Origin of the sequence: Actinoplanes auranticolor, from assembly GCF_018332655.1 — a bacterium.
GTDB classification, from domain to species: Bacteria; Actinomycetota; Actinomycetes; order Mycobacteriales; family Micromonosporaceae; genus Actinoplanes; species Actinoplanes auranticolor.
In genome coordinates this window covers 76362-102059 of the sequence record NZ_BOQL01000057.1, presented here as the reverse complement: position 1 = coordinate 102059, position 25698 = coordinate 76362, and the positions used below count along the sequence as shown (strand labels likewise).

Annotated in this window: 26 protein-coding genes; 15 read left to right on the top strand and 11 right to left on the bottom strand. The window is 73.1% G+C overall.

Annotation, left to right across the window (positions count from 1 at the left end; genetic code table 11):
- Positions 1-94 precede the first annotated feature (94 nt).
- Together Aau02nite_RS33015 and Aau02nite_RS33010 are read right to left on the bottom strand one after the other, a co-directional pair.
- Positions 95-1759 carry a GspE/PulE family protein gene (locus tag Aau02nite_RS33015; RefSeq protein WP_212992518.1) on the bottom strand — a complete coding sequence of 555 codons (1665 nt, stop codon included), beginning with the start codon at positions 1757-1759 and terminating at the stop codon, positions 95-97.
- 75 nt (positions 1760-1834) lie between these two features.
- Positions 1835-2800, bottom strand: coding sequence for a GlxA family transcriptional regulator (locus Aau02nite_RS33010; protein ID WP_246595617.1), 966 nt, complete (start codon positions 2798-2800; stop codon positions 1835-1837).
- 70 nt (positions 2801-2870) lie between these two features.
- On the opposite strand from Aau02nite_RS33010, the gene Aau02nite_RS33005 reads away from it, so the two are divergent.
- Positions 2871-4196 carry an MFS transporter gene (locus tag Aau02nite_RS33005; RefSeq protein WP_246595616.1) on the top strand — a complete coding sequence of 442 codons (1326 nt, stop codon included), beginning with the start codon at positions 2871-2873 and terminating at the stop codon, positions 4194-4196.
- A 124-nt stretch (positions 4197-4320) separates the two neighbouring features.
- Positions 4321-4860, top strand: coding sequence for a snapalysin family zinc-dependent metalloprotease (locus Aau02nite_RS33000; protein WP_212992516.1), 540 nt, complete (start codon positions 4321-4323; stop codon positions 4858-4860).
- Positions 4861-4988: 128 nt separating this feature from the next.
- Here Aau02nite_RS33000 and Aau02nite_RS32995 read toward each other — a convergent pair whose 3' ends face one another.
- Positions 4989-5306 (bottom strand): STAS domain-containing protein, encoded by a 318-nt coding sequence (locus Aau02nite_RS32995; protein WP_212992515.1) that lies wholly within the window; start codon positions 5304-5306, stop codon positions 4989-4991.
- Positions 5307-5410: 104 nt separating this feature from the next.
- On the opposite strand from Aau02nite_RS32995, the gene fxsT reads away from it, so the two are divergent.
- Entirely contained in the window at positions 5411-7831 is a 2421-nt protein-coding gene (gene fxsT, locus Aau02nite_RS32990) for an FxSxx-COOH system tetratricopeptide repeat protein (RefSeq protein ID WP_212992514.1), read from the top strand.
- 3 nt (positions 7832-7834) lie between these two features.
- Here the strand turns inward: fxsT and Aau02nite_RS32985 are convergent, their stop codons facing one another.
- The 3 genes from Aau02nite_RS32985 to fxsA form a co-directional block, all read right to left on the bottom strand.
- Entirely contained in the window at positions 7835-9490 is a 1656-nt protein-coding gene (locus Aau02nite_RS32985; RefSeq protein WP_212992513.1) for a putative bifunctional diguanylate cyclase/phosphodiesterase, read from the bottom strand.
- A gap of 77 nt (positions 9491-9567) precedes the next feature.
- Entirely contained in the window at positions 9568-11037 is a 1470-nt protein-coding gene (locus Aau02nite_RS32980; protein WP_246595615.1) for an aKG-HExxH-type peptide beta-hydroxylase, read from the bottom strand.
- Positions 11038-11041: 4 nt separating this feature from the next.
- Entirely contained in the window at positions 11042-11254 is a 213-nt protein-coding gene (gene fxsA / locus Aau02nite_RS32975) for an FxSxx-COOH cyclophane-containing RiPP peptide (protein ID WP_246595614.1), read from the bottom strand.
- Positions 11255-11438: 184 nt separating this feature from the next.
- Here fxsA and Aau02nite_RS32970 point away from each other — a divergent pair, with 184 nt between their 5' ends.
- Positions 11439-11663, top strand: a complete 225-nt coding sequence (locus tag Aau02nite_RS32970; RefSeq protein ID WP_212992512.1) for a hypothetical protein — start codon at positions 11439-11441, stop codon at positions 11661-11663.
- A complete protein-coding gene (locus Aau02nite_RS32965; RefSeq protein WP_246595613.1) occupies positions 11653-12048 on the top strand; it encodes a hypothetical protein in 396 nt (131 codons plus the stop codon). The genes Aau02nite_RS32970 and Aau02nite_RS32965 overlap by 11 nt, the downstream gene beginning before the upstream one ends.
- Positions 12049-12107: 59 nt before the next feature.
- On the opposite strand, the gene Aau02nite_RS32960 is transcribed toward Aau02nite_RS32965, so the two are convergent.
- Positions 12108-12392 (bottom strand): DUF427 domain-containing protein, encoded by a 285-nt coding sequence (locus Aau02nite_RS32960; protein ID WP_212992511.1) that lies wholly within the window; start codon positions 12390-12392, stop codon positions 12108-12110.
- 153 nt (positions 12393-12545) lie between these two features.
- Between Aau02nite_RS32960 and Aau02nite_RS32955 the strand changes: the two genes are divergently transcribed.
- Genes Aau02nite_RS32955 through Aau02nite_RS32945 form a run of 3 tightly spaced genes read left to right on the top strand, consistent with a single transcriptional unit; the run spans position 12546 to position 15657 of the window.
- Entirely contained in the window at positions 12546-13130 is a 585-nt protein-coding gene (locus Aau02nite_RS32955; protein ID WP_212992510.1) for a hypothetical protein, read from the top strand.
- Positions 13127-14188, top strand: a complete 1062-nt coding sequence (locus tag Aau02nite_RS32950; RefSeq protein ID WP_212992509.1) for a hypothetical protein — start codon at positions 13127-13129, stop codon at positions 14186-14188. Before Aau02nite_RS32955 ends, Aau02nite_RS32950 begins: the two co-directional genes overlap by 4 nt.
- The gene (locus tag Aau02nite_RS32945; protein WP_212992508.1) at positions 14185-15657 is read left to right on the top strand and encodes a hypothetical protein; all 1473 of its coding nucleotides are present in this window, start codon (positions 14185-14187) and stop codon (positions 15655-15657) included. Before Aau02nite_RS32950 ends, Aau02nite_RS32945 begins: the two co-directional genes overlap by 4 nt.
- Here the strand turns inward: Aau02nite_RS32945 and Aau02nite_RS32940 are convergent.
- Both Aau02nite_RS32940 and Aau02nite_RS32935 read right to left on the bottom strand, forming a co-directional pair.
- Positions 15634-17439 (bottom strand): SpoIIE family protein phosphatase, encoded by a 1806-nt coding sequence (locus Aau02nite_RS32940; protein WP_212992507.1) that lies wholly within the window; start codon positions 17437-17439, stop codon positions 15634-15636. The two genes, Aau02nite_RS32945 and Aau02nite_RS32940, sit on opposite strands and share 24 nt — an antisense overlap.
- 89 nt (positions 17440-17528) lie before the next feature.
- Complete coding sequence (locus Aau02nite_RS32935; RefSeq protein ID WP_212992506.1) at positions 17529-18386, bottom strand: bifunctional DNA primase/polymerase; 858 nt, start codon at positions 18384-18386, stop codon at positions 17529-17531.
- A gap of 98 nt (positions 18387-18484) precedes the next feature.
- Here Aau02nite_RS32935 and Aau02nite_RS32930 point away from each other — a divergent pair, with 98 nt between their 5' ends.
- Positions 18485-19228: a hypothetical protein gene (locus tag Aau02nite_RS32930; RefSeq protein WP_212992505.1), complete on the top strand. Its 744-nt coding sequence runs from the start codon at positions 18485-18487 to the stop codon at positions 19226-19228.
- Here the strand turns inward: Aau02nite_RS32930 and Aau02nite_RS32925 are convergent.
- Positions 19225-20238, bottom strand: coding sequence for a beta family protein (locus tag Aau02nite_RS32925; protein ID WP_212992504.1), 1014 nt, complete (start codon positions 20236-20238; stop codon positions 19225-19227). The two genes, Aau02nite_RS32930 and Aau02nite_RS32925, sit on opposite strands and share 4 nt — an antisense overlap.
- 108 nt (positions 20239-20346) lie before the next feature.
- Between Aau02nite_RS32925 and Aau02nite_RS32920 the strand changes: the two genes are divergently transcribed.
- Complete coding sequence (locus tag Aau02nite_RS32920; RefSeq protein WP_212992547.1) at positions 20347-21648, top strand: AAA family ATPase; 1302 nt, start codon at positions 20347-20349, stop codon at positions 21646-21648.
- Here the strand turns inward: Aau02nite_RS32920 and Aau02nite_RS32915 are convergent.
- Positions 21645-22064 (bottom strand): nucleotide pyrophosphohydrolase, encoded by a 420-nt coding sequence (locus Aau02nite_RS32915; protein ID WP_307857969.1) that lies wholly within the window; start codon positions 22062-22064, stop codon positions 21645-21647. The genes Aau02nite_RS32920 and Aau02nite_RS32915 overlap by 4 nt on opposite strands.
- A 38-nt stretch (positions 22065-22102) precedes the next feature.
- Between Aau02nite_RS32915 and Aau02nite_RS32910 the strand changes: the two genes are divergently transcribed.
- From Aau02nite_RS32910 to Aau02nite_RS32890, 5 genes are all read left to right on the top strand, one after another.
- Positions 22103-22315: a YbaB/EbfC family nucleoid-associated protein gene (locus tag Aau02nite_RS32910; protein WP_212992503.1), complete on the top strand. Its 213-nt coding sequence runs from the start codon at positions 22103-22105 to the stop codon at positions 22313-22315.
- A 152-nt stretch (positions 22316-22467) separates the two neighbouring features.
- Entirely contained in the window at positions 22468-22782 is a 315-nt protein-coding gene (locus Aau02nite_RS32905) for a type VII secretion target (RefSeq protein WP_212992502.1), read from the top strand.
- 134 nt (positions 22783-22916) lie between these two features.
- Complete coding sequence (locus tag Aau02nite_RS32900; protein ID WP_212992501.1) at positions 22917-23312, top strand: hypothetical protein; 396 nt, start codon at positions 22917-22919, stop codon at positions 23310-23312.
- On the top strand, positions 23309-24505 hold the full coding sequence (locus Aau02nite_RS32895) for a hypothetical protein (protein ID WP_212992500.1): 1197 nt from the start codon (positions 23309-23311) through the stop codon (positions 24503-24505). The genes Aau02nite_RS32900 and Aau02nite_RS32895 overlap by 4 nt, the downstream gene beginning before the upstream one ends.
- Positions 24505-25593 (top strand): S8 family serine peptidase, encoded by a 1089-nt coding sequence (locus tag Aau02nite_RS32890; protein ID WP_212992499.1) that lies wholly within the window; start codon positions 24505-24507, stop codon positions 25591-25593. Before Aau02nite_RS32895 ends, Aau02nite_RS32890 begins: the two co-directional genes overlap by 1 nt.
- The last annotated feature ends 105 nt before the right edge of the window (positions 25594-25698 follow it).

Genomic DNA, 25698 nt, shown 5'->3' with positions numbered 1-25698 from the left:
CCCTAATTCGGCATGGCGGCGGGTTGGTTTAGGACCTGTTCGGGCGGAAACACCCGTGCCCCGGGGCGGTGGAGTAGCCTGTCGCCGGCCGGGTTCAGACGGCGACACGCGACACCTCCCGTAGGGAGGTCAAGCCGCCGGCGGCCTTGGCCAGACCGTCCGCGCGCAGCTCGTACATGCCCTGGTCGAGGGCCACTTCGCGGATCTCGTTGGAGGACGCGCGGCGGATGGTCAGCGTTTCGATCTCCGGCGAGATCGGCATGACCTCGTGCAGTGCGACCCGGCCGCGGTAGCCCGTGTTGGCGCAGTTGCGGCAGCCCACCGGCCGGTAGAGCGCTTCGGGGATCTTGAGGTCCTGCAGCGGCCAGCGGGCGCCCTCGAGCTCCTCGTCGGTCGGCAGGTACGCCTCCTTGCACCAGTCGCAGAGCCGCCGGGCCAGCCGCTGGGCCAGCACACAGTCCAGTGACGAACCAACCAGGAACGGCTCGATGCCCATCTCGGTGAGCCGGGTGACCGCGCCGGGTGCGTCGTTGGTATGCAGAGTGGAGAGAACGAGGTGGCCGGTGAGCGACGCCTCGACGGCGATCTGGGCGGTGTTGCCGTCGCGGATCTCACCGATCAGCACGACGTCGGGGTCGGAGCGCAGGATCGCCGGCAGCACGGCCGCGAACGTCAGGCCGGCCTTGGCGTTGACCTGCACCTGGTTCACGCCGCGCAGGCGGTACTCGACCGGGTCCTCGACGGTGATGACGTTGATCTCCGGCTTGCTGATCCGGCCCAGGGTCGCGTACAGGGTGGTGGACTTTCCGGAGCCGGTCGGGCCGGTGACCAGGAGCATGCCGTGCGGCTTGCTGAAGGACTCGGAGAAGCGGTTGAGGTTGTGCTGGGTGAAGCCCAGCTTGGCGAGGTCCAGGTCGATGCCGCCGGTGTCGAGCACCCGCAGAACGATCTTCTCGCCCCAGACCGTCGGCAGCGTCGCCGTCCGCAGGTCCACCTGGCGATCCCGGATCGTGACGGTGATCCGGCCGTTCTGCGGGATGCGCCGCTCGGTGATGTCGACGCCGGACATGATCTTCAGGCGGGAGGTCAGCGCCGCCATCACGCCACGCGGCACCGTGTCCAGCTCGTGCAGCACGCCGTCGATGCGGTAGCGCACCCGCATCTCGTCCTCGGTGGGCTCCAGGTGCAGGTCCGACGCGCGGTTCTGGACGGCCTGCTCGATCAGGTTGTTGACGTACCGCACGATCGGCGCGTCGTCCGCGCTGGTCGCCTGGGCCGCCATCGGCTGCTCGTCGAGCGAGCTGTCGGCCAGGTCGCCCAGGTCGCTGGACTCGCGCTGCAGTCGCTCGATGATCCGGCGAACCTCGCTGCGGGCCACCACGACCGGGCGGATGGTCATGCCGGTGGAGGCGCGGATGTCGTCGAGCGCGACCACGTCGCCGGGGTCGGTCACCCCGACGACCAGTTCGCCGTCGTTGATCGACAGCCCGAGGACCCGGTGACGGAGCACGACGGGGAGGGGGATGCGCTTGAGCGCGGCCGGGTCCGGCGAGTAACCGACCAGGTCGAGGGTGTTGATGCCGAACGCGGCCGCGGCGGCCGAGGTCAGCTGCTCCTCGGTGACGACCTGGTCGTTGATCAGGACCGCCCGCACCGACCGGCCGCTGCGCTGGGCCTCGTCGGCCGCGGCGTCCACCGCGACCGGGTCGATACCGATCTGCTTCAGCGCGTCGAGCAGCGGGCGGAAGGTCTGGTCCATGACATCCTTCGGGAACGGTACGTACACCGGTACGTCCGTCCCATCGGACACTTCCGACTTTTCCTGAGGCCCTGGTTACGTCTGACGAAACGCCCGCCGGTAGGCCGACGGTGCGACGCCGATCGTCGCCCGCAGGTGCTGGCGCAGGGCTGTCGCGCTGCCCAGCCCCGCACGCCGGGCCACCACGTCGACGCTCAGGTCGGTCGACTCCAGCAGCAGCCGGGCGTGCGCGACCCGCTGCTGCAGCAGCCACTGCAGCGGGCTGAGCCCGGTCTCGTCGCGGAACCGGCGGGTGAACGTGCGCACGCTCATCCGGGCGTGCCCGGCCAGGTCCTCCAGGCTCACCTGCTCGGCCAGCCGGCTCAGCGCCCAGGCCCGGGCCGGCTCGGTGCCGGAGCCCGCCACCGCCGGTACCGGCTGCTCGATGTACTGCGCCTGGCCGCCGTCGCGCCACGGGGCCACCACGCAGCGCCGGGCCGCCTGGTTCGCCACCAGCGAGCCGTGGTCCTGCCGGATCACGTGCAGGCACAGGTCCACGCCGGCGGCCACCCCGGCCGAGGTGAGCACGTCGCCGTCGTCCACGAACAGCACGTCGAAGTCCCAGTGGACCTGCGGGTACAGCCGGGTCAGCCGCTTGGCCCAGGCCCAGTGGCTGGCGGCGGTGCGCCCGTCGAGCAGGCCGGCCGCGGCCAGCACCGAGGCGCCGGTGCAGATGGAGATGATCCGGGCGCCGCGCGCGTGGGCGGCGCGCAGGGCCTCGGTGACGGCCGGGGAGACCTTGCCGTCGGTCATCGTGGTGCCACCGCTGACCCCGGGCACGAGCACGGTGTCGGCGGTGGCCAGCGGGCTCAGGTCGTGGTCCGGGACGACCAGGAAGCCGCCGCGCTCCGGGCGTACCGGGCCGGGGCCGTCGCCGCAGGTGGTCACCGAGTAGAGGAAGCCGTTGCCGGCGTCCCGGGCCGCGCCGAAGACCTGCGGGGGGACGCCGAGGTCGAAGCCGACCACGCCGTCGAGGGCCAGCATCGCCACGGAATGCACCATGGCCCGATTCTTGCGCATGATGGCCTCTCGGCCACTCGTCCGTCCGTCTCCACCTCCGCAGAATGACCGGGTGACCCTTCGCCGTCTGCATCCCGCCTGGCTCGTCGCCGCCGTCGCGTTCATCGCGCTGGTCGGTGCCGCCGGCTTCCGTGCCACCCCGTCGGTCATGCTGCAACCGCTGCACGACGAGTTCGGCTGGTCGCTGGGCACGATCTCCGCGGCGGTCTCGGTCAACCTCCTGCTGTACGGCCTCACCGCCCCGTTCGCGGCGGCGCTGATGGAGAAGCTCGGCATCCGCCGGGTGGTGGCCGGTGCCCTGGTGCTGGTCTCGGCCGGCAGCGGGCTGACCGTCTTCATGGAGCAGAGCTGGCAGCTGATCCTCTGCTGGGGCGTGCTGGTCGGGCTGGGCACCGGCTCGATGGCGCTGGGCTTCGTCGCGGTCGTGGCCAACCGCTGGTTCGTGGCCCGCCGCGGACTGGTCGTGGGCGTGCTGACCGCGGGTGGCGCGGCCGGGCAGCTGGTCTTCCTGCCGCTGCTGGCCCGGCTCACCGGCGCCCACGGCTGGCGGGTCGCCGCGCTCACGGTGGCGGCGGTCGCGCTCTCGGTGGTGCCGCTGGTCTGGTGGCGGCTGCGGGACCGGCCCGCGGATCTGGGGATGACCGCGTACGGCGCCGGACCCGACGACGTGGCCTCGCTGCCCGCCGCGGCACCCGGCGGCGCGGTGCGCGTCGCGTTGCGTTCCCTGGGCCAGGCCGCCCGGACCCGGCCGTTCTGGCTGCTCGCGGGCGGTTTCGCGATCTGTGGCGCGACCACCAACGGACTGGTCGGCACGCACTTCATCCCGGCCGCGCACGACCACGGGATGACCCAGACGACCGCGGCGAGCCTGCTCGCGCTGGTCGGCCTGTTCGACATCATCGGCACCATCGCCTCCGGCTGGCTCACCGACCGGGTGGACAGCCGCTGGCTGCTCGCCGGCTATTACGCGCTGCGCGGACTGTCCCTGCTGGTGCTGCCGTCGCTGTTCGCGGCGACCGCGCACCCCTCCATGGTGGTGTTCATCCTGTTCTACGGGCTGGACTGGGTCGCCACGGTGCCGCCGACGGTCGCGCTGTGCCGGGAGTACTTCGGGGCCGGCGGCGCGGTGGTCTTCGGCTGGGTGTTCGCCTCGCACCAGTTCGGCGCGGCGATCGCGGCCACCTCGGCCGGTCTGGTCCGCGACCAGCTCGGCACCTACGACGCGGCCTGGTACGGCGCCGGCGCGCTGGCCCTGCTGGCCTCGCTGCTCTCCCTGATGCTGCTGCTGGGCAAGCGCCGCAAGGACGTCGGCCCGGCCGGCCCGGGAATCGGCCTGGCCTTCCCGGCCGCTACCACGTCGGCGGCGCCGGCCTCCTGAGCGCCGGCGGGCATCATCACACGGCGATGAGGCGGCAACCGGTATGACCGCAAGGCATCGATAAGGGTCTTTCTCTGGCTACGGTGTGGACACCCGTCCCACCACCCCAGGGAGGTCCCCCGAAATGCTGCGCAAGAGACTGTCCGCCGCGCTGGCGGCCGTCGCGATGCTGGCCGGTCTGCAGGTCACCACCGCCGGGCCGGCGGCCGCGGCACCCCGCATCCTTTACTACGACGCCAGCCAGGCCCAGGAATTCATCGCGGTCGTCAACCAGGGCGCCCAGATCTGGAACAGCCGGGTCACCAACGTCCAGCTTCAGCCGGTACCGGCCGGCCGGACCCCGAACATCCGGGTGTACGCCGACAACGGCTGGCCCCGCGCCTACACGACCTCCCTGGGCAACGGCCGGTGGTACATGGGCCGCGAGGCGGTCAACGACGGTTACTACCAGCCCCGGATCGCGGCGCACGAGTTCGGCCACCTCCTCGGCCTGCCGGACCGCCGTACCGGCCTGTGCAACGACCTGATGTCCGGCAGCAGCGCCCCGGTGTCCTGCCGCAACCCCAACCCGAACGCCACCGAAGCGAACACGGTGAACAACAACTTCCGCTCGGCGGCCGTCGCGGCGTCGATCCCGGCCCGCGAATTCGTCTGGGTCGGCTGACCCTGCTCTCATCGGGCGCGGGCCGCAGGCCCGCGCCCGATCGGCGTCTTGGCGCACGCAGCCGGCAATCGGCGGGAGCGACGGTCAGTTATCCGCACGGACCTACGACATGAAGCTCTTGATCGTCCTCACTCGGTCAGGGTGATGACTTCCAGCACCCCGCTGAGCACCAGGATCTGCCGGACCCCGCGGCTGGGACGGGCCAGCCGGAACTCCACCCCCTGGTCCCGGGCCCGCTGGAAGCCGAAGATGATCGCTCCCAGTCCGGTCGAGTCGATGAAGGACAGCTCCGCGAGGTCGACCACGACGGTGCCGGGCCGGCTCTCCAGCGCCTCCACCAGACAGACACGCACCCGGTCGACGTTCAGGACGTCGACCTCTCCGTGCAGGCGCACGGTGACCACGTCGGCGTCGCGGTCGAGACTGGTTACGAGTTCCTCGGACACCGGGGCCTTTCCGTTCGGCGCAAGCTTTCGCTGTGGTGACGATTCCACGTACGGTAATCGGCACAACGACAGTAGATGGCCGAGTCACCAGTGGGGAGGGCGGCGTGCCGATCCGGGGTGGGCTGCCGCCGCGTAATCCGCGTTTCGTCGGCCGGGAGAGCCTGCTCGCCGACGTGCGCGGGCTGCTCGGCAACGGCCCGGTGGTGCTGCTGCCCGCGGCCGAGCATCAGCTCGGCGGCACCGGGCGCACCCAGCTCGCGGTCGAGTACGCCTACCGCTACGCCGACACCTACGACCTGGTCTGGTGGATCCCGGCCGAGCAGACCGCCGGCATGCGCGCCGCGCTGGTCGGGCTGGCCAGCGAGCTCAAGCTGCCCGAGGCCCGCGACATCAACCGTACGCTGGGCGCGGTCCGGGACGCGCTGAGCCGCGGTGAGCCGTACCGCAACTGGCTGGTCGTCTTCGAGAACGCGAACCGGCCCGAGGACATCAAGCCGTACCTGCCCAGCGGCGCCGGCCACGTGCTGGTCACCTCGCGCAACCCGCGGTGGACCTCCGAGGTGGCGCAGGCGGTGCCCGTGCCGGTGTTCGACCGTACGGACAGCGTCGACTTCCTGCGCCGGCGTACCGCGGAGCTGTCCACCGGCGACGCCGAGCGGCTCGCCGAGCGCCTCGACGACGTGCCCATGGCGCTGGACCTGGCCGCCGCGGTCCGTGCGGCCACCGGCTGGAGTGTCGGCGACTATCTGCGGCACTACGACGAGCGGGCCGCCGAGCTGGCGTTCCCGACGCCGATCCGGGTGGCGTGGGGGCTGGCCGCCGACGCGCTGCGGGACGCCTCACCGGCCGCCGTGGAGCTGCTCGAGCTCTGTGCCTTCCTGGCCAGCGCGCCCGTGTCGTGGGAGCTGCTCTGGGCGGCCCGGGGCCTGGTGCCGCCCGAGCTGGCCCGTACGGTGCGCATCGAGCGCCGGCTCAAGGCCGCGCTGCGCCTGATCGGCCGGCACGGGCTGGCCGAGCTCGACCCGCCCGGCGACAGCGTGCTGGTGCATCCGCTGGTCCGGGGCATGCTGGGCCAGCAGCTCAGCTCGGAGCGGCACGCCGCCCTGCTCCGCACGGTGCGGGCCATGCTCGCCGCCGCCGACCCCGGCGACCCGGACAACCCCGCCCACTGGACCCGGTACGCGGCCATCGTCCCCCACCTGGTCCACTCCGACGTGCTCGGCGGCGACGCCGAGGAGATCCGCCAGCTGGTGATCAACTGCATCCGCTTCCTGTACGCCCGCGGCGACTGGGACTCCAGCCGGGATCTCGCGAGCCAGGCGGTGGCGCGCTGGCGCGACAGTCTCGGCGAGACCGACGAGCAGACCCTGCTGGCGTCGTTCCACCTGGCCAACGCGTTGCGGGCGGTCGGGCGCACGGCGGACGCCCGGGTCCTGAACGCGCAGACCCTGCGCTCGCAGCGGGAGGCGCTCGGCGGTGACGACGAGACGACCCTCGCCACGGCCAACAGCGTGGGCGCCGACCTGCGGATGCAGGGCCACTTCGGCCAGGCCCGCCAGCTCGACGCGGACAACCTGGTCCGCTACCGCCGGCTGTTCGGCGAGAGCTTCCCGACCGCGTTGCGCTGCGCCAACAACCTGGCGGTCGACCTGCGGCTGCTCGGCGACTTCCGCGGCGCCCGGGCGCTGGACGAGCAGGTGCTGCGGCACCGGCAGATGATCTTCGTCGAGGGCCATCCCGAGACCCTGTCCTCCCGGGCCGGGCTGGCGTTCGACCTGATCGGCCTGGGCGACTACGCGGGCGCCAGCGCGCTGCTGGCCAACGGGCACGGCGAAGCCCTCGGCGCCGACCATCCGATGGCGTTGTGGGCCGGGCGGTTCGCGGCCGTCGCGGCCCGGCGGCGCGGGCTGCCCCAGGCCCGTGAGCTGGCCGCGACCAACGCGGAGCTGTACCGGCAGAAGTTCGGTGACCTGAACGTGGAGACGCTCGGGGCGCTGGTGTCGCTGGCCAACTGTGCCCGCGAGGACGGTGACCTGCAGGAGGCGCACCGGCTGCTGGAACGCGCGGTGGTCCGGTACCACGCGGTGCTGGGCGACGAGCACCCGTTCACGCTGGCCGCGGCGGCGGACCTGGCCGGGGTGGTGCGGGCCATCGGCCGGTTCGCGGAGGCCCGCACGATCGACACCGAGGCGCTGGGCGGGCTGCGGCGCAGCGTGGGCGCGGACCACCCGTTCACGTTGAGCTGCGCGAACGGCCTCGCCGCGGATCTGCTGGCCACCGGCGAGGCGCAGCAGGCCCGCGAGATCGCGCTGGACACGGTCTCCCGTTCGCGGACGGTGCGGGGGCCCTCGCATCCGGACACCCTGGCCAGCGCGTTCAACGTGGCGCTGGACGCCGGCGACGAGCCGTCGATGGACGCCGCCGTCGAGGAGCTGCAGAAGGCGTACGGCGAGGGCCACCCGGTGCCGGTCCGCGCGCTGGCCGGGATCCGCCTGGAGACCGAGATCGAGCCGCCCCCGCTGTAGGCCCTACGCGGACAGGGCGGACTGCCTGCTCAGCAGCGAGGTCAGGTCGGCCGCCGGCATCGGCCGGGCGAAGTGGTAGCCCTGGGCCTGGGCGCAGTCGAGCTCGCGCAGCCGGCTGGCCTGGGCGGCGTCCTCGACGCCCTCGGCGACCGGCGCCAGGTTGAAGGTCCGGGCGATCTGCAGCACGGCCTCGGCCACCGACGCGCCGTTGCCCTCCTGCATGGCCTGCACGAACGACTTGTCGATCTTCACGACGTCGACCGGCAGGGTGCCCAGGTGGCTCAGCGACGAGAAGCCGGTGCCGAAGTCGTCCAGCGCGATCCGGACGCCGAGGCTCTTGAGCGCGCTCAGCACCCGGGCCGACTCGATCAGGTCGACCAGCGCGACCGACTCGGTCAGCTCCAGCACCAGCAGCGCGGGCGGCAGGCCGGTGCGCTCCAGTACGGCGCGGACCTCGTCGACCAGCGCGGGGTTGCCGAGCTGGCTGGCCGACAGGTTGACGTTGAGCTCGAAGCCCGGCTCCTGGACCTGCCACACCGCGGCCTGCCGGCACGCCTCCTCGAGCACCCAGCCACCCAGCCGCGGGAGCAGGCCCAGCGTCTCGGCCAGGTCCAGGAACGCCACCGGGGGCAGCAGGCCACGCTCGGGATGGTTCCAGCGGACCAGGGCCTCGACGCCGACCGTACGCTCGCCGTCCAGGTCGACGATCGGCTGATAGTGCACCTCGAACTCACCGGCGTCGAGGGCGCGGCGCAGGTCCGCCTCCTCCTGCCGGCGCTTCTCGGCCACCGCGAACTGGGCCGGGTCGAAGCGCCGGGCGACGCCCTTGCCGTCGGCCTTGGCCTGGTAGAGCGCCAGGTCGGCCTCACGCATCACGTCGTCGACGGCCATGCCGCTGCCCCGGGTCAGGGCGATGCCGGCGCTGGCCGGGATGGTCAGCACGGTGTCGCCGACGACCAGCGGCTGGCTCAGGTCCCGCAGGATCCGGTGAGCGACGGTGTCGGCGATCCGGTCGTCGACCAGGCGCGGCAGCAGCACCACGAACTCGTCGCCGCCGAGGCGGGACACGGTGTCGTTGGTCCGCACGTTCGCGGTGAGCCGTTCCGCCGCGGTGCGCAGCAGCTCGTCGCCGGTGGCGTGCCCGTACGTGTCGTTGACCTCCTTGAACCCGTCCAGGTCGAACAGGATCACGGCGGTCATCGTGTCGTCGGCGTCCGCGAGGGCGTCGGTGGCGTGGTCCATGAAGAGCTTGCGGTTGCCGAGCTCGGTCAGCGGGTCGCGGAACGCCTGCCGGGCGAGCTGGGCCCGCTGGCGGGTGAGGTCACGGACCAGGCCCTCGTTGGTGCGGGCGCCGAGGAACTGCCGGACCAGGATGATCGCCGCGACGGCCAGGACCAGCCAGGCCAGCCCGCGGCTGACGGTGCCGTGCCGGGCCAGCTCGAAGGCGGCCGTCAGCAGGGCGGCGGCGACCGGGGTGTACTGCACCAGCGGCCAGCGCCGGGTCAGCGCGAGCACGCCCACGCTGAGGAGCACGACCGTGCCGGTGCCGATGGACAGCGCGGCGGCACCACGCGCGTCGCCGGCCATCGCGGGCCAGGCGAGCAGCAGCAGTGACGTGAAGATCATGGCGCCGTCGACAGCCCGGCGTACACGATCCATGGTCTTCCCGGTCCGACCCATGACTCACCTCCGACAGGAGCCATGATCGGTGCGACAGCGGCGTACCTGAGCGAACCTCAGGAAGAAAGCCAGCTGGCCAGGGCCAGCGGATCGACGGAAGGGTCGCCCAGCGCGCGGTGGACGGCGGCGACCACCTCCGGCGCGTCGCGCAGGGCGCTCCCGGCGGCGGTGAGCGCGAGCCCGGTCCAGGCCGTGTCGTCCCCGGGGTCCGCGACGACCCTTTTCCGGTACGCCCGCAGCGCCGCCGCCTCATCACCCTGCACGTAGGCGAGGTCACCGTCGGCCGTACCCGCCGGGGCCGGGCCGCCGCGCAGCGTGGCGTGGATGAGGTCGAGCCGGCTGCTGGCCTCCAGCGCCCGGCGCGGCGCCGGGCGCAGCCGCGACCCGATCCGTGGCGCTGCCCGGCCCTGGGACCAGGCGTCCGCGAGCAGGCGGGCGTCACCGGGCCGCACCTCGTGGTTGCGCAGCCGCCAGCGCAGGTGATGGTCGGCGTTGGCGCCGGTGGCGAGCCTGGCCACGGTCGCCGGGACGTCGTCGGCGAGCCACGACCGCACCTCGGCGCGCAGCGCGGTGACGAAGCGGGCACCGGCGGCGGTCAGCGTGCCCCCGGCCAGCAGGCCGTCCGCCGCGGTCAGCACGGCCGCACGCCAGCGGGCGAACTCGAACGCCGCCAGCGGGTCCGCCCGCCGGGTCCGCCAGAAGCGGGTCACGGTCAGGTAGGCGTAGGCGCCGTGCAGGATGCCGGCGGCGGGACGGGGGTCGTCACGCCACGGCGAGTAGCCCAGAGCGTCCGGCCGGTCGTGCAGATCGAAGAGGTACTGCACCGCGTTCAGCAGGCTGTGCTGGGTCTCATGCAGGAGGCCGACGGCGAGCGCGGTGGCGTCGGCGGGCTCGGACATCGCCACGGCGCCGAACGCGTCGGCGGAGGTGGCGCTGATCCCGCGGGCGGCCGGGTCCGGCTCGACCGGCACGATGCAGTCGAGCACGGTGGCCAGCACCTCGGCGTCCGGGCGCAGCTGCGCCACGAGCAGGCGCCAGGCGCCGGTCAGCAACTGCTGCCACCGGTCCAGCTCCGCGGCGGTCAGCGTGGGGGTGGGCGGGAGCCCCAGGCCGGCGCGCAGGGGGTCGCTGTCCTCGATCCGTACCGTGATCGACAGGCCGTCGTGGGTGGCGGTGAGCCGCCGCCCGGCCGTGCCGGACACCAGCGAGGCCAGGTAGTCCGGCGGCGCTTCCGGCGCCGGTGCGCCGGTCCGCAGGGCACTCAGGCGGCGGGTGGCCCACACGCCGACCAGCGGGCGGGACAGCAGGGCGCGGATCCCGGCCGGGTCCGCGCGCTCGGCGGCGACCAGCGCGGCGTACCCCGGGACTTCGCCGGCCGCGACCAGCTCTCGGAGCAGGAGCAGATGCTTGCTGAGCTGGGATCGGCGCAGCTCGCCGAGGGTGGCGGCAGCGGGGCGGCCGGCTGCGAGCGCCGCGAACGCCGGGTCGCTGAGCCGGTGCACCGGCAGGGTGGCGGTCGGACCCACGGTCTCAGAGGGCCGAGTTGAAGCCGGCGATCGGCTCGCCCGGCCGGGCCAGATCGTCGGCCAGCCGGCGTAGGCAGTGCGCCAGCACCGAGTCGTCGTCCGGCGCGGGCGCACCCGCCGCGGCGAGCTCCGCCAGGGACAGCCCGGACACGTCCACCATGGCGGACCGCCACTCGGGTGTCGCACCGGTGGTGCTCGTACCCCCGTCCACGGGCACCTACCCTCACCTCGGGGCCGGCGCTGCGGGCCGACCGGCGACGATCAATGTATTGCCGCCACATTACGGCGGTCGCCGGGTCGGGTGATGTCCGGGCGTTCCCGGACGCTGCGCTCGCCGGGGTTGACGCGGCGTGATCTCATAGGACGCCAACACAGCAAAAGTCGGCAACGGAGGACAAACTGTGCTGGGACGGAACGTGGAGGGCGCGACGAGCTCGGAGGACGAGGTGCACGATCAGATCGACGCCACGGTCGAGGAGACCGCAGACGCCGAGGGCGGCCCCGAGCGGCCGGATGCCCCGGTGATGCCGGCGCCGCCGTTCCCCACCTTCTCCAACCGTCCCACGCTGCCGCACCAGGTGCCGGGCGTGGGTTTCGAGAGCGGGCGCGACAGCCGTGCCCGCTGAGGACTCGCGGCCGCAGCTGCCGCGCCGGGGCCCCGCGCCGCCCGTCGACCGGATGGACAACGCCGAGCTGGCCCGGCTGGTCGAGGCCGAGCATCCGTACCGGGGCAAGGCGCTGTTCGAGCTCTCGGACCGGATCGCGGCCGACGACGACGCGGCGACCAAGGTGGCGATGCTGAGCCGGCTGACCTCGTTGCGGACCGCGCGGCTCTTCGACCGGGTCTCGCTGGCCTGGTCGGCGATCATCGCGCTGCTGGCGGCGGAGACGCCGCACTCGCGGTCCTCTGCTTACGAGGCGTTCTACGCCCTCGGCGAGGCCGAGCAGCGCGACATGCTGGATTATCTGGAGGTCTCGGCGATCGAGGACGCGCACCCGCGGATCGGATAGCGGGCCCGGACCGGATAGACGGCGCGGACCCCTGGGGAGCCCGCGCCGGTGGGTGATCCTCAGACCTCGACCTTGACGCCCTTCCAGAACGCGACGCGGTCCCGGACGGCCTTCGCGTCGGGCTTGGGCTCCGGGTAGAACCAGACCGCGTCCGGCGTGACGTGCTCACCTGACTCGAGCGTGTAGTACGACGCCTTGCCCTTCCAAGGGCAGACGGTGTGCGTGTCCGAGGGGCGCAGCACGTCCTCGCGCACCGAGGAGCGCGGGAAGTAGTAGACGCCCTCGACTACCACGGTGTCGTCGCTCTCGGCGATGATCTCGTCGTTCCAGATGGCCTTCGGCATACCCCGAACGTAGCGCGCCTCCGGGGGACTGTCCGATACGCGCGGCTTATTCACCTCCCGTGGGTGAAACGTGGTGAGTCGTCCGCACATTGCCCGCGTGCTGTACGAAGATCTAGAGTCGATCCGCCAGTTCCCCCCGACGGAAGCGGCCCCATGACCCGCTCGATCACGCTGCCGAGCACCCGCGAGCAGGCCCGTCGTGCCCTGCTGCTGATCGGCGCACCGGCACCGTCCCGGCTCCTCGTCGACGTGCACGGCGCGCTGTTCGACGGCGATCTCACCATGCCTGCCCTGGTGGCGCTGCTGCGCGAGGAGGAGCGCGGGCGACCGGGTGGCGACTCGTCCGCGTACCGCATCTGTCCGGCCCTGCTGAGCGACCTGACGGCCGCCGGCGGCCTCCTCACGCTCTCCACCTGGCCGCTCAAGGGCCGGATCGTCACCCCGCGGGCCGACCTGCTCGCGGCGATCGTCCGGATCGCGGAGTTCGTCGCTATGCGCGAGACCGCCGGAGCAGCCGCCGCCGCGCTGCTGCGCCGCCTGGCCGACGAGGTGCCCGGCGGCCCGGAGGCGTACTCGGTACAGCACCCCACCGCCCTGGCCGACGCGGCCCGCTCGGCCCTGGCCGCCGTCCCGGTCGCACCCCTGCCGGCGGAGACGGTCCAGCGCTGGGAGGGCCTCGACGAGCAGCAGCGGCTCTTCGGCCTGCCGCGGGTGCCGCAGCAGCGGGGCCGCGCGTGACCGCGGGACTCGACCGGCTGCGCGGCGGCACCCCGCCGAAGCGGCACAACGCCCGGACGATCGCCGCGCTGACCGGCAATCCCGGCTGTACCCGCCGCGCCGTGCTGGACGCGGCCGGCGTCGACAAGCCCAGGCTGGCCCAGCGGATCGGCTTCCCGGGCAGCTTCGGGCAGTCCCGGTTCGCGCTGGCCCGGGGCAACGGCTTCGAGGCGATGCTCAAGGCGGACGACTGCGCACTGCTGCGGGAGGTGCTCGCCGGGTGCCTGCGGCTGGACGTCTCCGGCGCGTACGACGATCTCGGCGAGGACGCCGACGACACCCTGGCGGCCCGGCACGGGCGGACCCGGGAGCTGCTCGCGGAGGCGGCCGGTGCCGCCCTCATCGACCACCCGCTGCTCACCCTCGACGTCGCCGGCCAGCGGGTCTTCCTCGAGCCGGACCTGATCGCGTTCCAGGCCGAGGGCCGCCTGCACGTCGTCGAGATCAAGTCGTTCGCGATCGTGGACGGCCAGGCCGACAGCGCCAAGGTGTCCGCCGCGGCCGTGCAGGCGGCCGTCTACGCACTGGCACTGCGCCGGCTGCTGGCCGAGCTGGGCCACGATCCCGCGCTGGTCAGCCACGACGTCGTGCTGGTCTGCACCGAGAACTTCTCGCTGCAGCCGGTCGCGGTGGTCCTCGACGTGCGCAAGCAGCTCTCCACCCTCGAACGCCAGCTGACCCGCCTGGCCTCGGTGTCGTCGCTGGCCGCCGAGCTGCCGGAGCAGGTCAGCTTCGACGTGGCGCTGCCGCCCGCGGACCTGATCGCCGCGCTCGCCCACGTCGAAGCCCGCTACGCCCCCGAATGCCTGTCGACCTGCGAGCTGGCGGTCTACTGCCGGCACGAGGCCGCCGGCAGCACCGCCGCACTGGGCCGGCCGGTCCGCGACGCGCTGGGCGGGGTCGACACGGTGGCCGAGGCGCTCGCCCTGGCCGCGGGCACCGCCACGCCGAGCGAGGAGCAGGCCGAAGCCGCGGCGCTGCTGCAGGCCGCGGCCCGGCTGCGGGCCGAGATCCTATGAGTACGCTCACCGCCCTCGCCCGGGCGCAGGCCGTCGTCGCAGGCCGGGCCCAGCCCATCGCCACCGTCCGCCACCTGCACGTCCACCCCCGGCCCCTGGTGCTCATCCCGCTCGCCATGGCCGGTGAGGCCAACGCCCCGCTGGCGGCGATGGCCGGCACCGACCGCTCGGCGCCCCGGCTGCTGGTGGTCGCCCAGCCCCGCAACCGCAGCCACCGCTTCGCCTTCGCCGCCGAGCTGGCCGAGCTCCTCGTGCCCTACGTGGACAGCTTCACCGCCGAGACCGAGGCGGTCGCGGTGGACCGGGGCCGCGACGTGCGGCACAGGTTCACCGACGCACCGCAGCTGTGGGTGCCCAACACCGGCGGCGTCGACTTCCTGCGCCTGTTCGGCCGCTCGACGCGTTTCCGCAGCACCGAGGGCGAGTACGCGGTGCCGCCGTCGGTGCCGCTGCTCGGGCGCTGGCTGACGTTCTTCGCCAACGCCGCTGAGGTGGCCGGGTCGTCCTTGCTGCTCAACGCCGTACAGGCGCTGGGTCTGCACTGGGCGAGCGGGCAGAGCAGCGCGGAGGACGCCCAGCTCGCCGCCCTGCTCGGCTGGATCTCCCCACCGCCGGGCCGCACCGGCGCCGAGGCGGCGCTGATGGCCGAGGACCCGCAGCTGTTCCCGCCGGCCGGACCGGCCACCGACCCGGTGTTCGACAACCACGTGCTGGCGCCGCTGATGTCCACGGCCGACCCGGACGTCGCCGCGCTCACCGAGGTGCTGCACGCGCAGTTGCTGCCGACCTGGGAGCTGATGTGGCGCACCCTCGACCTGCTGCGGGAGCTGCCGCCGGGCGCCCGGGTGGCCGGCCGGTGGGACAGCGACCGCGACACCTACTCCGGCTTCGTGCAGCACCTCGCCGAGGGGGGCCCGCCGCAGCCCCGCCGCGACGGTGCGGTGGCCGCCGCCGCCCGCCTGCACCGCCTGGAGAACGCGGCCACCCGGTACGCGGTCCAGCGCGCTTTCGACGACCCGCTGGTGATGGCCGAGTACCGGCTCACCGGCGCGGCCTTCGTCGGCGACGTGACCCTGGCCAAGGCCGACCGGATCGACGACAGCGGCAAGCGCCCGGTGCTGCGCCCGCGGATCATGGTGGTGACCACCGAGACGGTCCGGGTCGAGCCGGGCGCCACCCTGTCCTCGCCGCAGCGGCCCGGCCAGAAGGCGCTGGTGATCTCGGTGACGGCGGTCGACGAGAAGACCGAGGTGCTGCTGGAGCTCTCCGGCGGCATGGGCCGCAAGCTGGTGGCCGAACCCGGCAGCGTGCCCGAGGTGGGCGAACGGCTGCTGCTGACCACGCTGAGCGAGGCGTACCGGCCGGGCGGCGCCTTCCCGGAGCCGGACCGGACGCCCTGGACCCACGGCGGCCCGCCCGTTGCTTTCGAGCCCTCCGAAGCCGGCTCAGAGCAGGCGGATCAGCAGTAGGGCGATGTCGTCGGCGCCGCGGCTGGCCGCCTCGATCAGCCGCGTGCACAGCTCCTCGCCCTGCAGGCCCGCGTTGTCCCGCAGCGCCCGCTCGACCAGGGCGATGCCGTCGTCGAGCAGCCGGCCCGGCGTCTCCACCAGCCCGTCGGTGTAGAGCACCAGAGTGGCGCCGGGCGGAACCGTGCGCTGGTGGGTCGCGCGCTCGTGACGCGAGACGAGGCCCAGCAGCGGCTCCGGCGTGGTCCACCACACCTCGACCGTGCCGTCCGGGAGCAGCAGCAACGGCGGCGGGTGACCGGCGTTGGAGTACGACAGCGTGTAGATCTCGTTCTCGCGGCGCAGCCGGGCCAGCACGACCGTTGCGGCCGCCGGGACCCGCAGCCCACGCAGCGCCTTGTCGAGCTGGCTGAGCAGCGGCCCGGCCTCGTCGTCGCGGCCGAACGCGTCGCCGCGGACCAGATTGCGCAGCTGGCCCATGGTGGCGGCGGCCTCGATGTCGTGGCCGGAGACGTCGCCGACCGCCAGCATCACCGAGCCGTCCGGCTGGGCGAAGGCGTCGTACCAGTCGCCGCCGACCGCCGCGCCGTCCTGGGCCGGCAGGTAACGGGCGTGCAGCTCGATGCCGTCGATCGTGGGCAGCTCGGTGAGCATGCTCTGCTGCAGCACCTCGGCGACGTGCCGCTGCTGGCGGTAGAGCCGGCTGTTGTCGATGGCCAGCCCGGCCCGGCGGCCGATGTCCGTGCCGGTGCGCTCGTCGGCGTCGCTGAACGCCGCCCGGGACGGCCCGTTGACCAGCGTGATCGTGCCCAGCACGCGGTGGCTCACCGGCTCGGTGATCGGCACGACCAGGAAGGAGGCGTAACCCAGCCGTTCCGCGATGGTCGCCAGCTCGGTGTCGGTGGTGCGCTCCAGGATGTTCGACGCGCTCTCGCCGTCGCGGCGGATCGGCCGGCCGGTGCCCTGGACCGCCAGCACGATGGACTTGGCGTTCAGGCCGGTGGCCATCAGCTCGGCGAACCGGACCACGTCGGCCGCGCGCTCCGGATCGCGGTGGGCGGTGGAGACCTGCCGGGGCATGCCGTCCGGGCCGATCAGCGAGATGAGGCACCAGTCGGCGAGCCGCGGGGTCAGCGCCGTGCCCAGCGAGCCCAGCGCCTCGTCGATGTCGGTGGTCGTGGCGAGCGTCTCGGTCAGCTCGGCCAGCATCGCGAGCTGGTCGTGCGCGGTCTCGGCGTGCCGGCGGGCCTCATCGGCGAGCTCCCGGGAGATGCGCAGCCGCAGCTCCGAGGAGCAGGCCTCGGACAGGTCGCGCAGGATCTCCAGCTCCGCCCTGGTCCAGGCCCGCGGCTTGGTGTCGATCGCGCAGAGCGAGCCCAGGGTGCGGCCGTCCGCGTCGGTCAGCGGCATGCCCGCATAGGCGACCACGCCCAGGTCCGGGATGGCCAGGTTGTCGCGGACCTGCGCGTAGATCCGCGCGTCCGGGAACACCTTGGCCTCACCCTCGATGACCACGTGCTGACAGAACGAGTGGGTCAGCGGGGTCTCCCGCTTGGTGAGCCACGGCTCGGCCAGTCCGACCTGGCCGGGGAAGAACTGGCGCTGATCGTCGACCAGCGAGACGAGCGCCACCGGAACGTCGAGCAGTCGCTTGACCAGGCTCGCGAAACGGTCGAAAGCCTGGTCGGGCTCGGCGCCGACACAGACGCGCTGCAGGGACCGCAGGCGCGCGGGATCGGCCAGACCGCCCGCAGGTGCCGGGGCAGCCTCCACGTCCTCGGCCATGCGTCCTCCAACTGTCGCCCGCCGGCGATCCGACAAGCCAGGCTACCCGGCACCGGCCGCGTTGCCAGGGCGGCGCCGTCACCGCTTGATCACGCCACGTTGCGCCGTCCCGGGTCGAGGGGCTGACGCCGGCCGGCGCTCAGGCCCGAGCGGATCGTGCGGATCGTCTCCGTCCGGCCGAGCCCGGCCCAGCGGGCCGCCGCGGACAACTCCTCGGTCACCAGAGCCGGCTCCAGCAGGCCCGCGCCGACCAGCCGGCCCAGCGCGAACGCCGCCCGGTTGAGGGTGTCGTTGCGGGTGCCGACCGGGGCGCGGGCCACCCGGTCGGCCTCGGCCGCCAGCGCCACGGATGCGTAACGATCCGGGTGGGCGATGCGCTCCCGGCCGGCACCGCCGCGCCGCAACGGTGGCTCGGGGCCGGCGACCAGCTCGCGCAGGGCGGGCGGGGCCTCCGGCGGCTCCGCGCCCGGGCCGGTGACCCAGTAGTAGGTGGTGCGGTCGGCGTGCCGGGACGGGGGTGCGACCACGTACCCGCCCGCGCCGCGCCAGTCGACGCCGGGCAGCAGGTGGACGCGGTTGCCGTACCCCAGCGGCCGGAACCAGAAGTGCCAGCCGCCGCCGCCCGTGCGGACCTGGGGCCCCGCCGGCAGCTCGTCGCCGAGCAGATGACGCAGGCCGTGCCAGCCGCCCGGCGAGTCCACGTCGGCGACGTCCATCACAACGCCGGTGCGCAGCCCGACGTTGGCCGCCGGCCAGCGCGTCCACCACATCTCGATCCGGCGCGGATCGAGGCTGGCATCGGTCAGGCCGTGACGCAGCCGCGGATGCTTGCCCGGCCGCTCGCAACCGGGCCGCTCGCAGGAGCAGGACCCGTCCGCCGCAGGCGAGTGCACCGGCAGGACGGGGATGCCGTGCCGGGCGTACGCGAGAGCGGCGTCGAGCAACATTGGCACAAGTGTACGAAGAAAGCCGGTACTGCGGCAGTCTGCCACTGCCTCTATGCTGCGCTCGCACCACTCACCACCGTTCGAGGAGATCCACCGCCGTGACGAAGGAGCCGCCCGCCGAGCCCGCGCCCGCGGAGATGGCGCCGGTCGAGCAGCCGCCGCCACCGGCTGACGACACCGTGCCGGCGCAGATGAAGCCGGTCGTGATCGGGCGCCCGCGCAAGCGTGGGGCGCTGTCCCGGCGGCTCGTCACTGCCTACTTCGCCGTCGGTGTGGTGTTGCTGCTGGCCGGCACCGCCGCCGTGGTCTACCTGGCGGCCGGCATCTACGACCGGGCCGCGACCGAGATCAACGCGGCGTCGCCGGTTCCCCGTGCCTCCGGGCGGGTGACCGCGCCGGGGCTGATCGAGCCGTCCGGGCCGCTGCTGGAACGCATCGGACCGCAGCGGCTGGGCGCCGGCGAGAAGTTCGTCGTCGAGGGCGAGCGCGGGGTGAAGTTCGAGGTCACGGTCCGTGCCGGCAAGTTCCGCAAGACCGGCTGCGACGCGTACGCGCGCAAGCCGGAGAACGGCGGCTACCTGCCCACCGAGCTGCGGGTGAAGGTGCTCGCCGGTGAGCCGGACGTGACCGACTACGCGTTCCGCTTCCAGCAGCGCGACGGCACCTGGCTGAACTCGGCGTACGGCAGCAACTGCGAGAAGAACTACGGCGCGTTCGTACGCCGGCTCGTCGCGGGCCGCACCTACAAGACGACCATCGTCTTCGACGTGCCGAACACCAAGGGCGACATCGTCTTCGTGTGGCCGACGATCGACGTCATCGCGACCTGGCAGGTCCGCTAGCCGCTTTGCTGAGGGAGGGCGCGCAGGACGTGGGCGATGTGGTGGGACGTGCTCCAGGCGATCCAGTTGGCCGAGCTGCCGCCGCCGCGGGCGCTGCGGGCCTGGCGGGCTATCTGCGCGTCGCCCCACGAGAAGCGGGCCCCGGCGGCCGGCCACTGCGCCGAGCCGACCAGGGTCCGGCACAGGTCGTGGCAGCGGTCGTCGCTGCGGGCGCCGCGCCGGGCCCACCGGTAGATCCACCAGTCGCTTTCGGCGGTGTAGCGCAGGGTGGGCAGTTGGCGGTGGTTGACGCCGAGACGCCGTACCGGTGAGGTCACGCCGTAGTCGGCATAGCCGATGCCCGGCTCCGACAGCCGGGCCCACACCTGGGCGTCGAGGCGCCCGACCGGGACCGCCTCGTCGGTGGGCAGATCGTCCAGGTTGGGCGGCATCGCGCCGGCGGCGACGGTGACCGACCGCCACGGCGACGACCGCGCCCAGCGCAGCACGTGCCGGGCCCGCTCCTCGAACCGGTCGGCGTGTGCGGCGCAGGCCGTCTCGGCCAGGTCGATGACCAGGTCGACCCGCTCGGCCTCGAGGCCGGCCCCGGCGAGCAGCCGGTCGGCGGTCGCGGTCGCGGTGGCGGGATTGCGGGCGTCGCGGTGCGGCTGCAGCCGCAGCACGGCCCGCCCGAGGTGCATGCGGGCGGCCAGGCCGTGCTCCACCAGCCGGCGACGGCTGTCGTACGCGCGCAGCACCGGCAGCATGGCCACACCGACCTCGGCCAGGTCCTCGGCGAGCTCCAGTGGTGGTGAGTCGAGGGGGTCCTCGGGCTCGTCGATCGCGCTCAGGTCGACGGCCAGGGCGCCGGTGCGTGGTGGCATCTGCCGGACGAGCTGCGGCAGGCGATCGCCGGGGGACAGCTCGATGATCGGCATGACGCGCGCGGCGGTGGCGGCGTCCAGGTGGTGCAGGGCGGCGAGTTCACCGCGCCGGGGCCGCAGGATCGGACGGTATACCCCATCGGTCATTCACTCAAAGTAGCGTCAGATATCCGACGAGTGACAATGTGGAGAGAATTCCGCACCTCGGGGGAAGATCCCGGCTGCGGCGTCACGGGATACGGTGCCCCGGTGACCATGTCCCTGGAGTCCCCGGCCGCGGCGGCGGCCCACGTCGTCGACGCCGTGCTGCGGGACCTCGCGACCTCCGAGCAGCGCGGCGTGGTGGTCGACTCGCCGCCCGGCGCGGGCAAGAGCACCCTGGTGGTACGCGCGGCCGGCGTGCTCGCCGCCACCGGTGCGTCCCTGATGATCGTGGCGCAGACCAACGAGCAGGTGGACGACCTGATCGAGCGCCTCGGCACGAAGCATCCCGAGCTGCCGGTGGGCCGGCTCTCCGCGGTGGACTACGCCGCCTCGGAACGGGTCCGCAACCACCCGTCGTGCCGCGTCGGCGCGAAGGTCCCCGACCTGGGCGGCCCACCCGTGACGATCGGCACAGCGGCGAAGTGGGCGACGGTCACCGAGGGAACGTGGCCCTGGGCGATCGTCGACGAGGCGTACCAGATGCGCTCGGACGCCCTGCTGCGCGTGGCCCCCCGCTTCGAACGCGCTCTGTTCGTCGGCGACCCCGGCCAGCTCGATCCGTTCTCGACGGTCGAGGTCGACCGCTGGACCGGCCTGAGCTGGGATCCCATGCAGAGCGCGGTGGCCGTCCTGTTGCGCCACAACCCGACGCTGCCGGTCCACCGCCTCCCGGTGTCCTGGCGGCTGCCGGCCTCGGCGGCGCCGGTGGTCGCGGCCGCGTTCTACCCGTTCACCGGCTTCCGCTCGGGCACGGGCCCGGCGGACCGCCGCTTGACGTTCACCGAACCGGCGTCGACCGACGTGGACCGGGTCCTCGACGTGGCCGCGGCGACCGGCTGGGGTCTGCACGAACTCCCGGCCCGCTTCACGGTCCGCACGGACGCCGAGGCGGCGGCGGCCTGCGCCCTGATCGCGGCCCGGGCCCTGGCCCGCGGCGCAACGGCGCAGTCGGAGACCGGAGAGACGCCGCTGACGGCGGACCGCATCGCCATCGGCGCGGCCCACCGCGACCAGGTGGCGGCGATCCGGTCGTTCCTGCCGGCGCACGCCCGCGAGATCACGGTGGACACGGCCAACCGCCTGCAGGGCCGGGAGTACGACCTGACGGTGGTCCTGCACCCGCTGTCGGGCCGCCGCGACGCGACGGCATTCCACCTGGAGTCGGGCCGGTTGTGCGTGCTGACGTCCCGCCACCGGCACGCGTGCGTGGTGGTGGCCCGGGCGGGGATCGCGGAGCTGCTGGACGCCCACCCGTCGACGGAACCGGTCCATCTGGGCGTTCCGGTGAAGTTCCCGGACGGCTGGGAGGCGAACCAGTCCATGCTGGCCCACCTCGCCGGCCTGACTCCCTAGCCGGCCGTGTCGCGCGAGCTGGCCGTGTCGCGTGGTGGGGCGGCCTCGCGTGGTCGGGCGGCGTCGCGGGCTCTGGCTGCTGAGCCGCGGGCCTGCTCGACGGGGTAGCGGCGGGCCGAGTCGGCGAGCTTGTCCAGGGCGGCGGCCACCAGGTCGATGCCCAGCACGTCGGCGAGCCGGACGAGATAGATGGTGACGTCGCCGATCTCGGCGCGTACCCGGGGACCGAGCTCGGGGTCCGCCATGACGGCGGCGGACTGATCGGCCGTGAGCCACTGGAACTCGGCGACCAGCTCGCCGACCTCCCCGGTCAGGGCCATGGCCAGGTTCTTCGGAGTGTGGAACTGCTGCCAGTCACGCTCGTCCGCGAAGGCACGCACGCGAGCGGTCAGCTCCTGGATCGACGACGTGGTCACCCGGCCGAGACTAGAGCGCCGGAACTACGGTGGGGTCCATGTTCGAGGGACCGGATCTGGACGCGGCCGAGCGCCGCGTCGACGACTGGCAGGCCGGCTTCGAGCAGCGGGCCGCGCAGGCCCGCGAGCTCGCCGGCCGCCTCGCCCAGCTCAGCGGCGCCGCCCGCAGCGACGACGGCCTGGTCACGGTGACCGTCGGTGCCGGCGGTGCGCTGACCGGCCTGGAGCTCGACGAGGGGGTGCGCCGGTAGCCGGCGGCCGAGACCGCCCGGCAGATCCTCGCGACCCTGGCCGCGGCGCAGGCCGACCTGACCGCGAAGGCAACGGTGGTCACCGACGAGACGGTCGGCGCCGACTCGGAGACGGGCAAAGCCGTGATCGCCTCGCTCACCCGGCGGGCGCCATGACGGACCACTTCGGGGTACGCCCCCAGGACCTGGTGGTGCACGCCGGCCACGTGGAGGCGATCGCCGCCCAGGTGACGACGGCGGCCGGGGCGGGAGCGGCGGTCCGGCCGGGGCCCGACGCGTACGGGAAGTTGTGCGTGATGGTCCCGGTGATGCTGGGCGCCCTGCAGGACGTCGTGGTCGACGGGATGAGAGCGGCGGCCGACGCGCTGGACGACACCGGCGCGCGCCTGCGCACGACCGCGGAGTCGTACCGGGCGACCGACGAGAGCCGCCGGCAGAGTCTGCTGGGGACGTATCGGGAGGAGTGAGGTCCGCCGCTGAACCGGATCGGGTCCGCGGACGTGTTGCTGTCGGGTGGGGATGGTGAGCGCGGGGTGACGGATCGTCGGCCGGCGTCGATATCCTCGGCGGGTCTGCGGCCGGGACGGCACGGGAGGCAGCGATGGGCGACAGCTCGATACACGTGGAAACGACCGGCCTCGCGGACTTCGCCGGTGACGTGCGGTTCTACGCCGAGCGGGTCGATCCGGTCGACGTGGCGCGGTCCCGGCAGTCGTTCTCCGCGGGCATCACCTTCGGCACCACGAACGCCAGTGAGGCCGTGCTGCGGGCCAAGGAGAACTACGCCAAGGCGCTCGACCACTCGCTGACCAATCTGACCCGGTTCGTCGAGGCGGCGAGGATCCTCGCCGATGCCGCCGAGCAGGTGGCGAAGGACTTCCGCGCCGTTGACGACCAGTCCGAGCGGAGCATCAACACCATCAATCGCATGCTGTCGATCGCCGCCGGCAGGACGCAGGCGGCGAGCGACGTCCGATATGACGTGGAGGTGTCGTGAGCGACGGCACCTTTCTTCCCAGCGGGGTTACTCCGTGGTCCGCCTACAACACGCCGCGGATCTGGGCCATGGTCGAGAAGGAGGACGATCCGGAGGCGTGGCGGCAGGTCTCGGCCCTGGGTTCGCTGGCGGGATTGCTGCATGATCAGCGCCGCCGGCTGGAGCTGGCCAAGGAAACCCTGATGGGGGCTTGGCCGCCGGAGAAGAACAAAGCCGCTGCGGCCTTCGTCGATCTGATCGACGATCTGCTGTTCAACATGGCCGAGAACAAGAAGGTCGCCGACGCGAACGCCGGTGCGCTGGCGCAGGTGCTCGAAGCGTTGCGGCAGGCGAAGGTGAAGGTCGAGCCCCTGTACCGGTCGTATCTGGCCAAGAGCGACGACTGGGTGCCCGGGTGGTGGGACAACGCCGAGGACGAGATCGATGAGCAGGCCCGCCGGCAGATGCGCAACGCCGAGAGCATCGTGGCCGACCCGGGGAACGCCATCGTGGCCCCCGATGTCTACGAGTTCGAGCCGCGGATGTTCGCTGACGCTCCACTCGGCCGACCCGGCGGCGACGGCTCCGACAGCCGGGCGACTCCGCTCTCCGCGGGCGTCACCAGCGGGATCTCGGTGCCGCACGATCCGCCACCGCCGCTGCCGGGCGCAGCCTCCTCAGGCTCCGGGGCTGGGGAGGCGATCGACACTGCGAGCCCGTCCGGGCCGTCCTTGGCGGGAGTGATCAGTCCGCCGCCGATCGGCTCGCCCTCACCCGCACCGCCGCCGGTGTCCGGGTCCGCCGCCGTGATCACGACACCAGGTCTGGTCATCGGAGGCGCGGGCGGTCGGTCTTCCGTCGGCGCCGGACAACGAGGTCTGCCGGGGTCCGTCATCGAGGGCGGTGCGCCTGTCCAGGGCCGGGCTCGGGCAGTCAAGCCCGCGACGCCATCCTGGCTGCCACCGGCGACGGGACAGCCGGCCGGCCGGGGAGCCGGATCCCCGGCGGGCCGGGCAAGCCAGGCATCGCCGTCGATGATGCCCGCGCCGCAGCATCCGGCGAACCGTTGCCGGAGTGGAGAACGCGGTCAGGGCCCGGCGTTCGATCCCGACAACCCGTGGGCCACTGAGCAGGGGGTTCCCCCGGTGATCGAACCATCGCGCCGGCAGTACCGTCACGACCCGGGTCCCGGCGTCATCGGATGGCGGCAGTGATGCCAGTTCCGGGACGGCGGCTGCTGGCCGCGACTTTCGCTCTGCTGACCACCGTTGTGGTGTGGCCGACGCCGGCGCGCGCGGATCAGCAACGGGATCAGCAGTGGTATCTGAAGAGTCTGCGTATCGCGGAGGCCCACCGGACGACTCAGGGCAAGGGAGTCACCGTCGCCGTCATCGACAGCGGCGTCTGGGATGGACACCCGGATCTAGCAGGTGCGGTCCTGCCCGGTTTCAACGTGCTGGGCAAAGGCGACGGACGGAACGATCTGGAGGGGCACGGGACCGGGATCGCCGGGATCATCGCGGCTCGGGGACGCTCCGGGGGCCGCGGAGTGCTGGGCGTCGCGCCGGCCGCCGAGATCCTGCCGGTCTCCCCGGCCGGAAGTCCGCTGGTGGTCGCCAAGGCGATCGACTGGTCCGTCGAGCACGGCGCCAAGGTCATCAACATGTCGTTTCTCACCGGCGGAACCGAGGGACTGGCCGCGGCGGTGAAGCGGGCCGCCGACGCCGATGTGGTGCTGGTCGCCGGGTCGGGCAACGACGGTGAAGCCGGTGGCGACAGCGAGTATCCGGCCGCCTATCCCGAGGTGATCGCGGTGGGGGCAGTGGACCGCAAGGGGAAGATCGCGTCCTTCTCGCATCAGGGACCACAGCTCGACCTCGTCGCGCCGGGTGTGGACGTCGCGGTGGCCAACGGCGATCCGGACCGGGAGTACGAGCGGGTCCAGGGCACGAGCATCTCGACCGCGATCGTGTCCGGAGCGGCGGCGCTGATCCGGGCCGAGCATCCGGAACTGTCCGCCGCCCAGGTCGTCGAGGTCCTCGAGAAGACTGCCGTCGACAAGGGTCCCGCCGGACGGGACGACGCCTACGGTTTCGGCGAGCTCGACGTTCTTGCCGCGCTCGACGCCGCCGCGGCCGTGACGCCGGGCCCGGCCGCCAGCCGAGCGGCCACGGTGCCGAACTCCGGAACCGACAGAGAGGACGATGGTCTCCCCGTCATGGCGATCGGTGGGGTCGGTCTGCTCGTTCTGCTCGGTGCTGTCGTCGCGCTCGTTGTCGGGGTCCGGCGGGGCCGGGCCTGAGCCACGCCAGGATCTCTCACCGCGAGCCTTGATCACTGTCGGTTGCTGTTCGCGAGGTGGTCATCGGCTCGAAATATGGGAGGAGTTCACTGTCGGATACAGGAC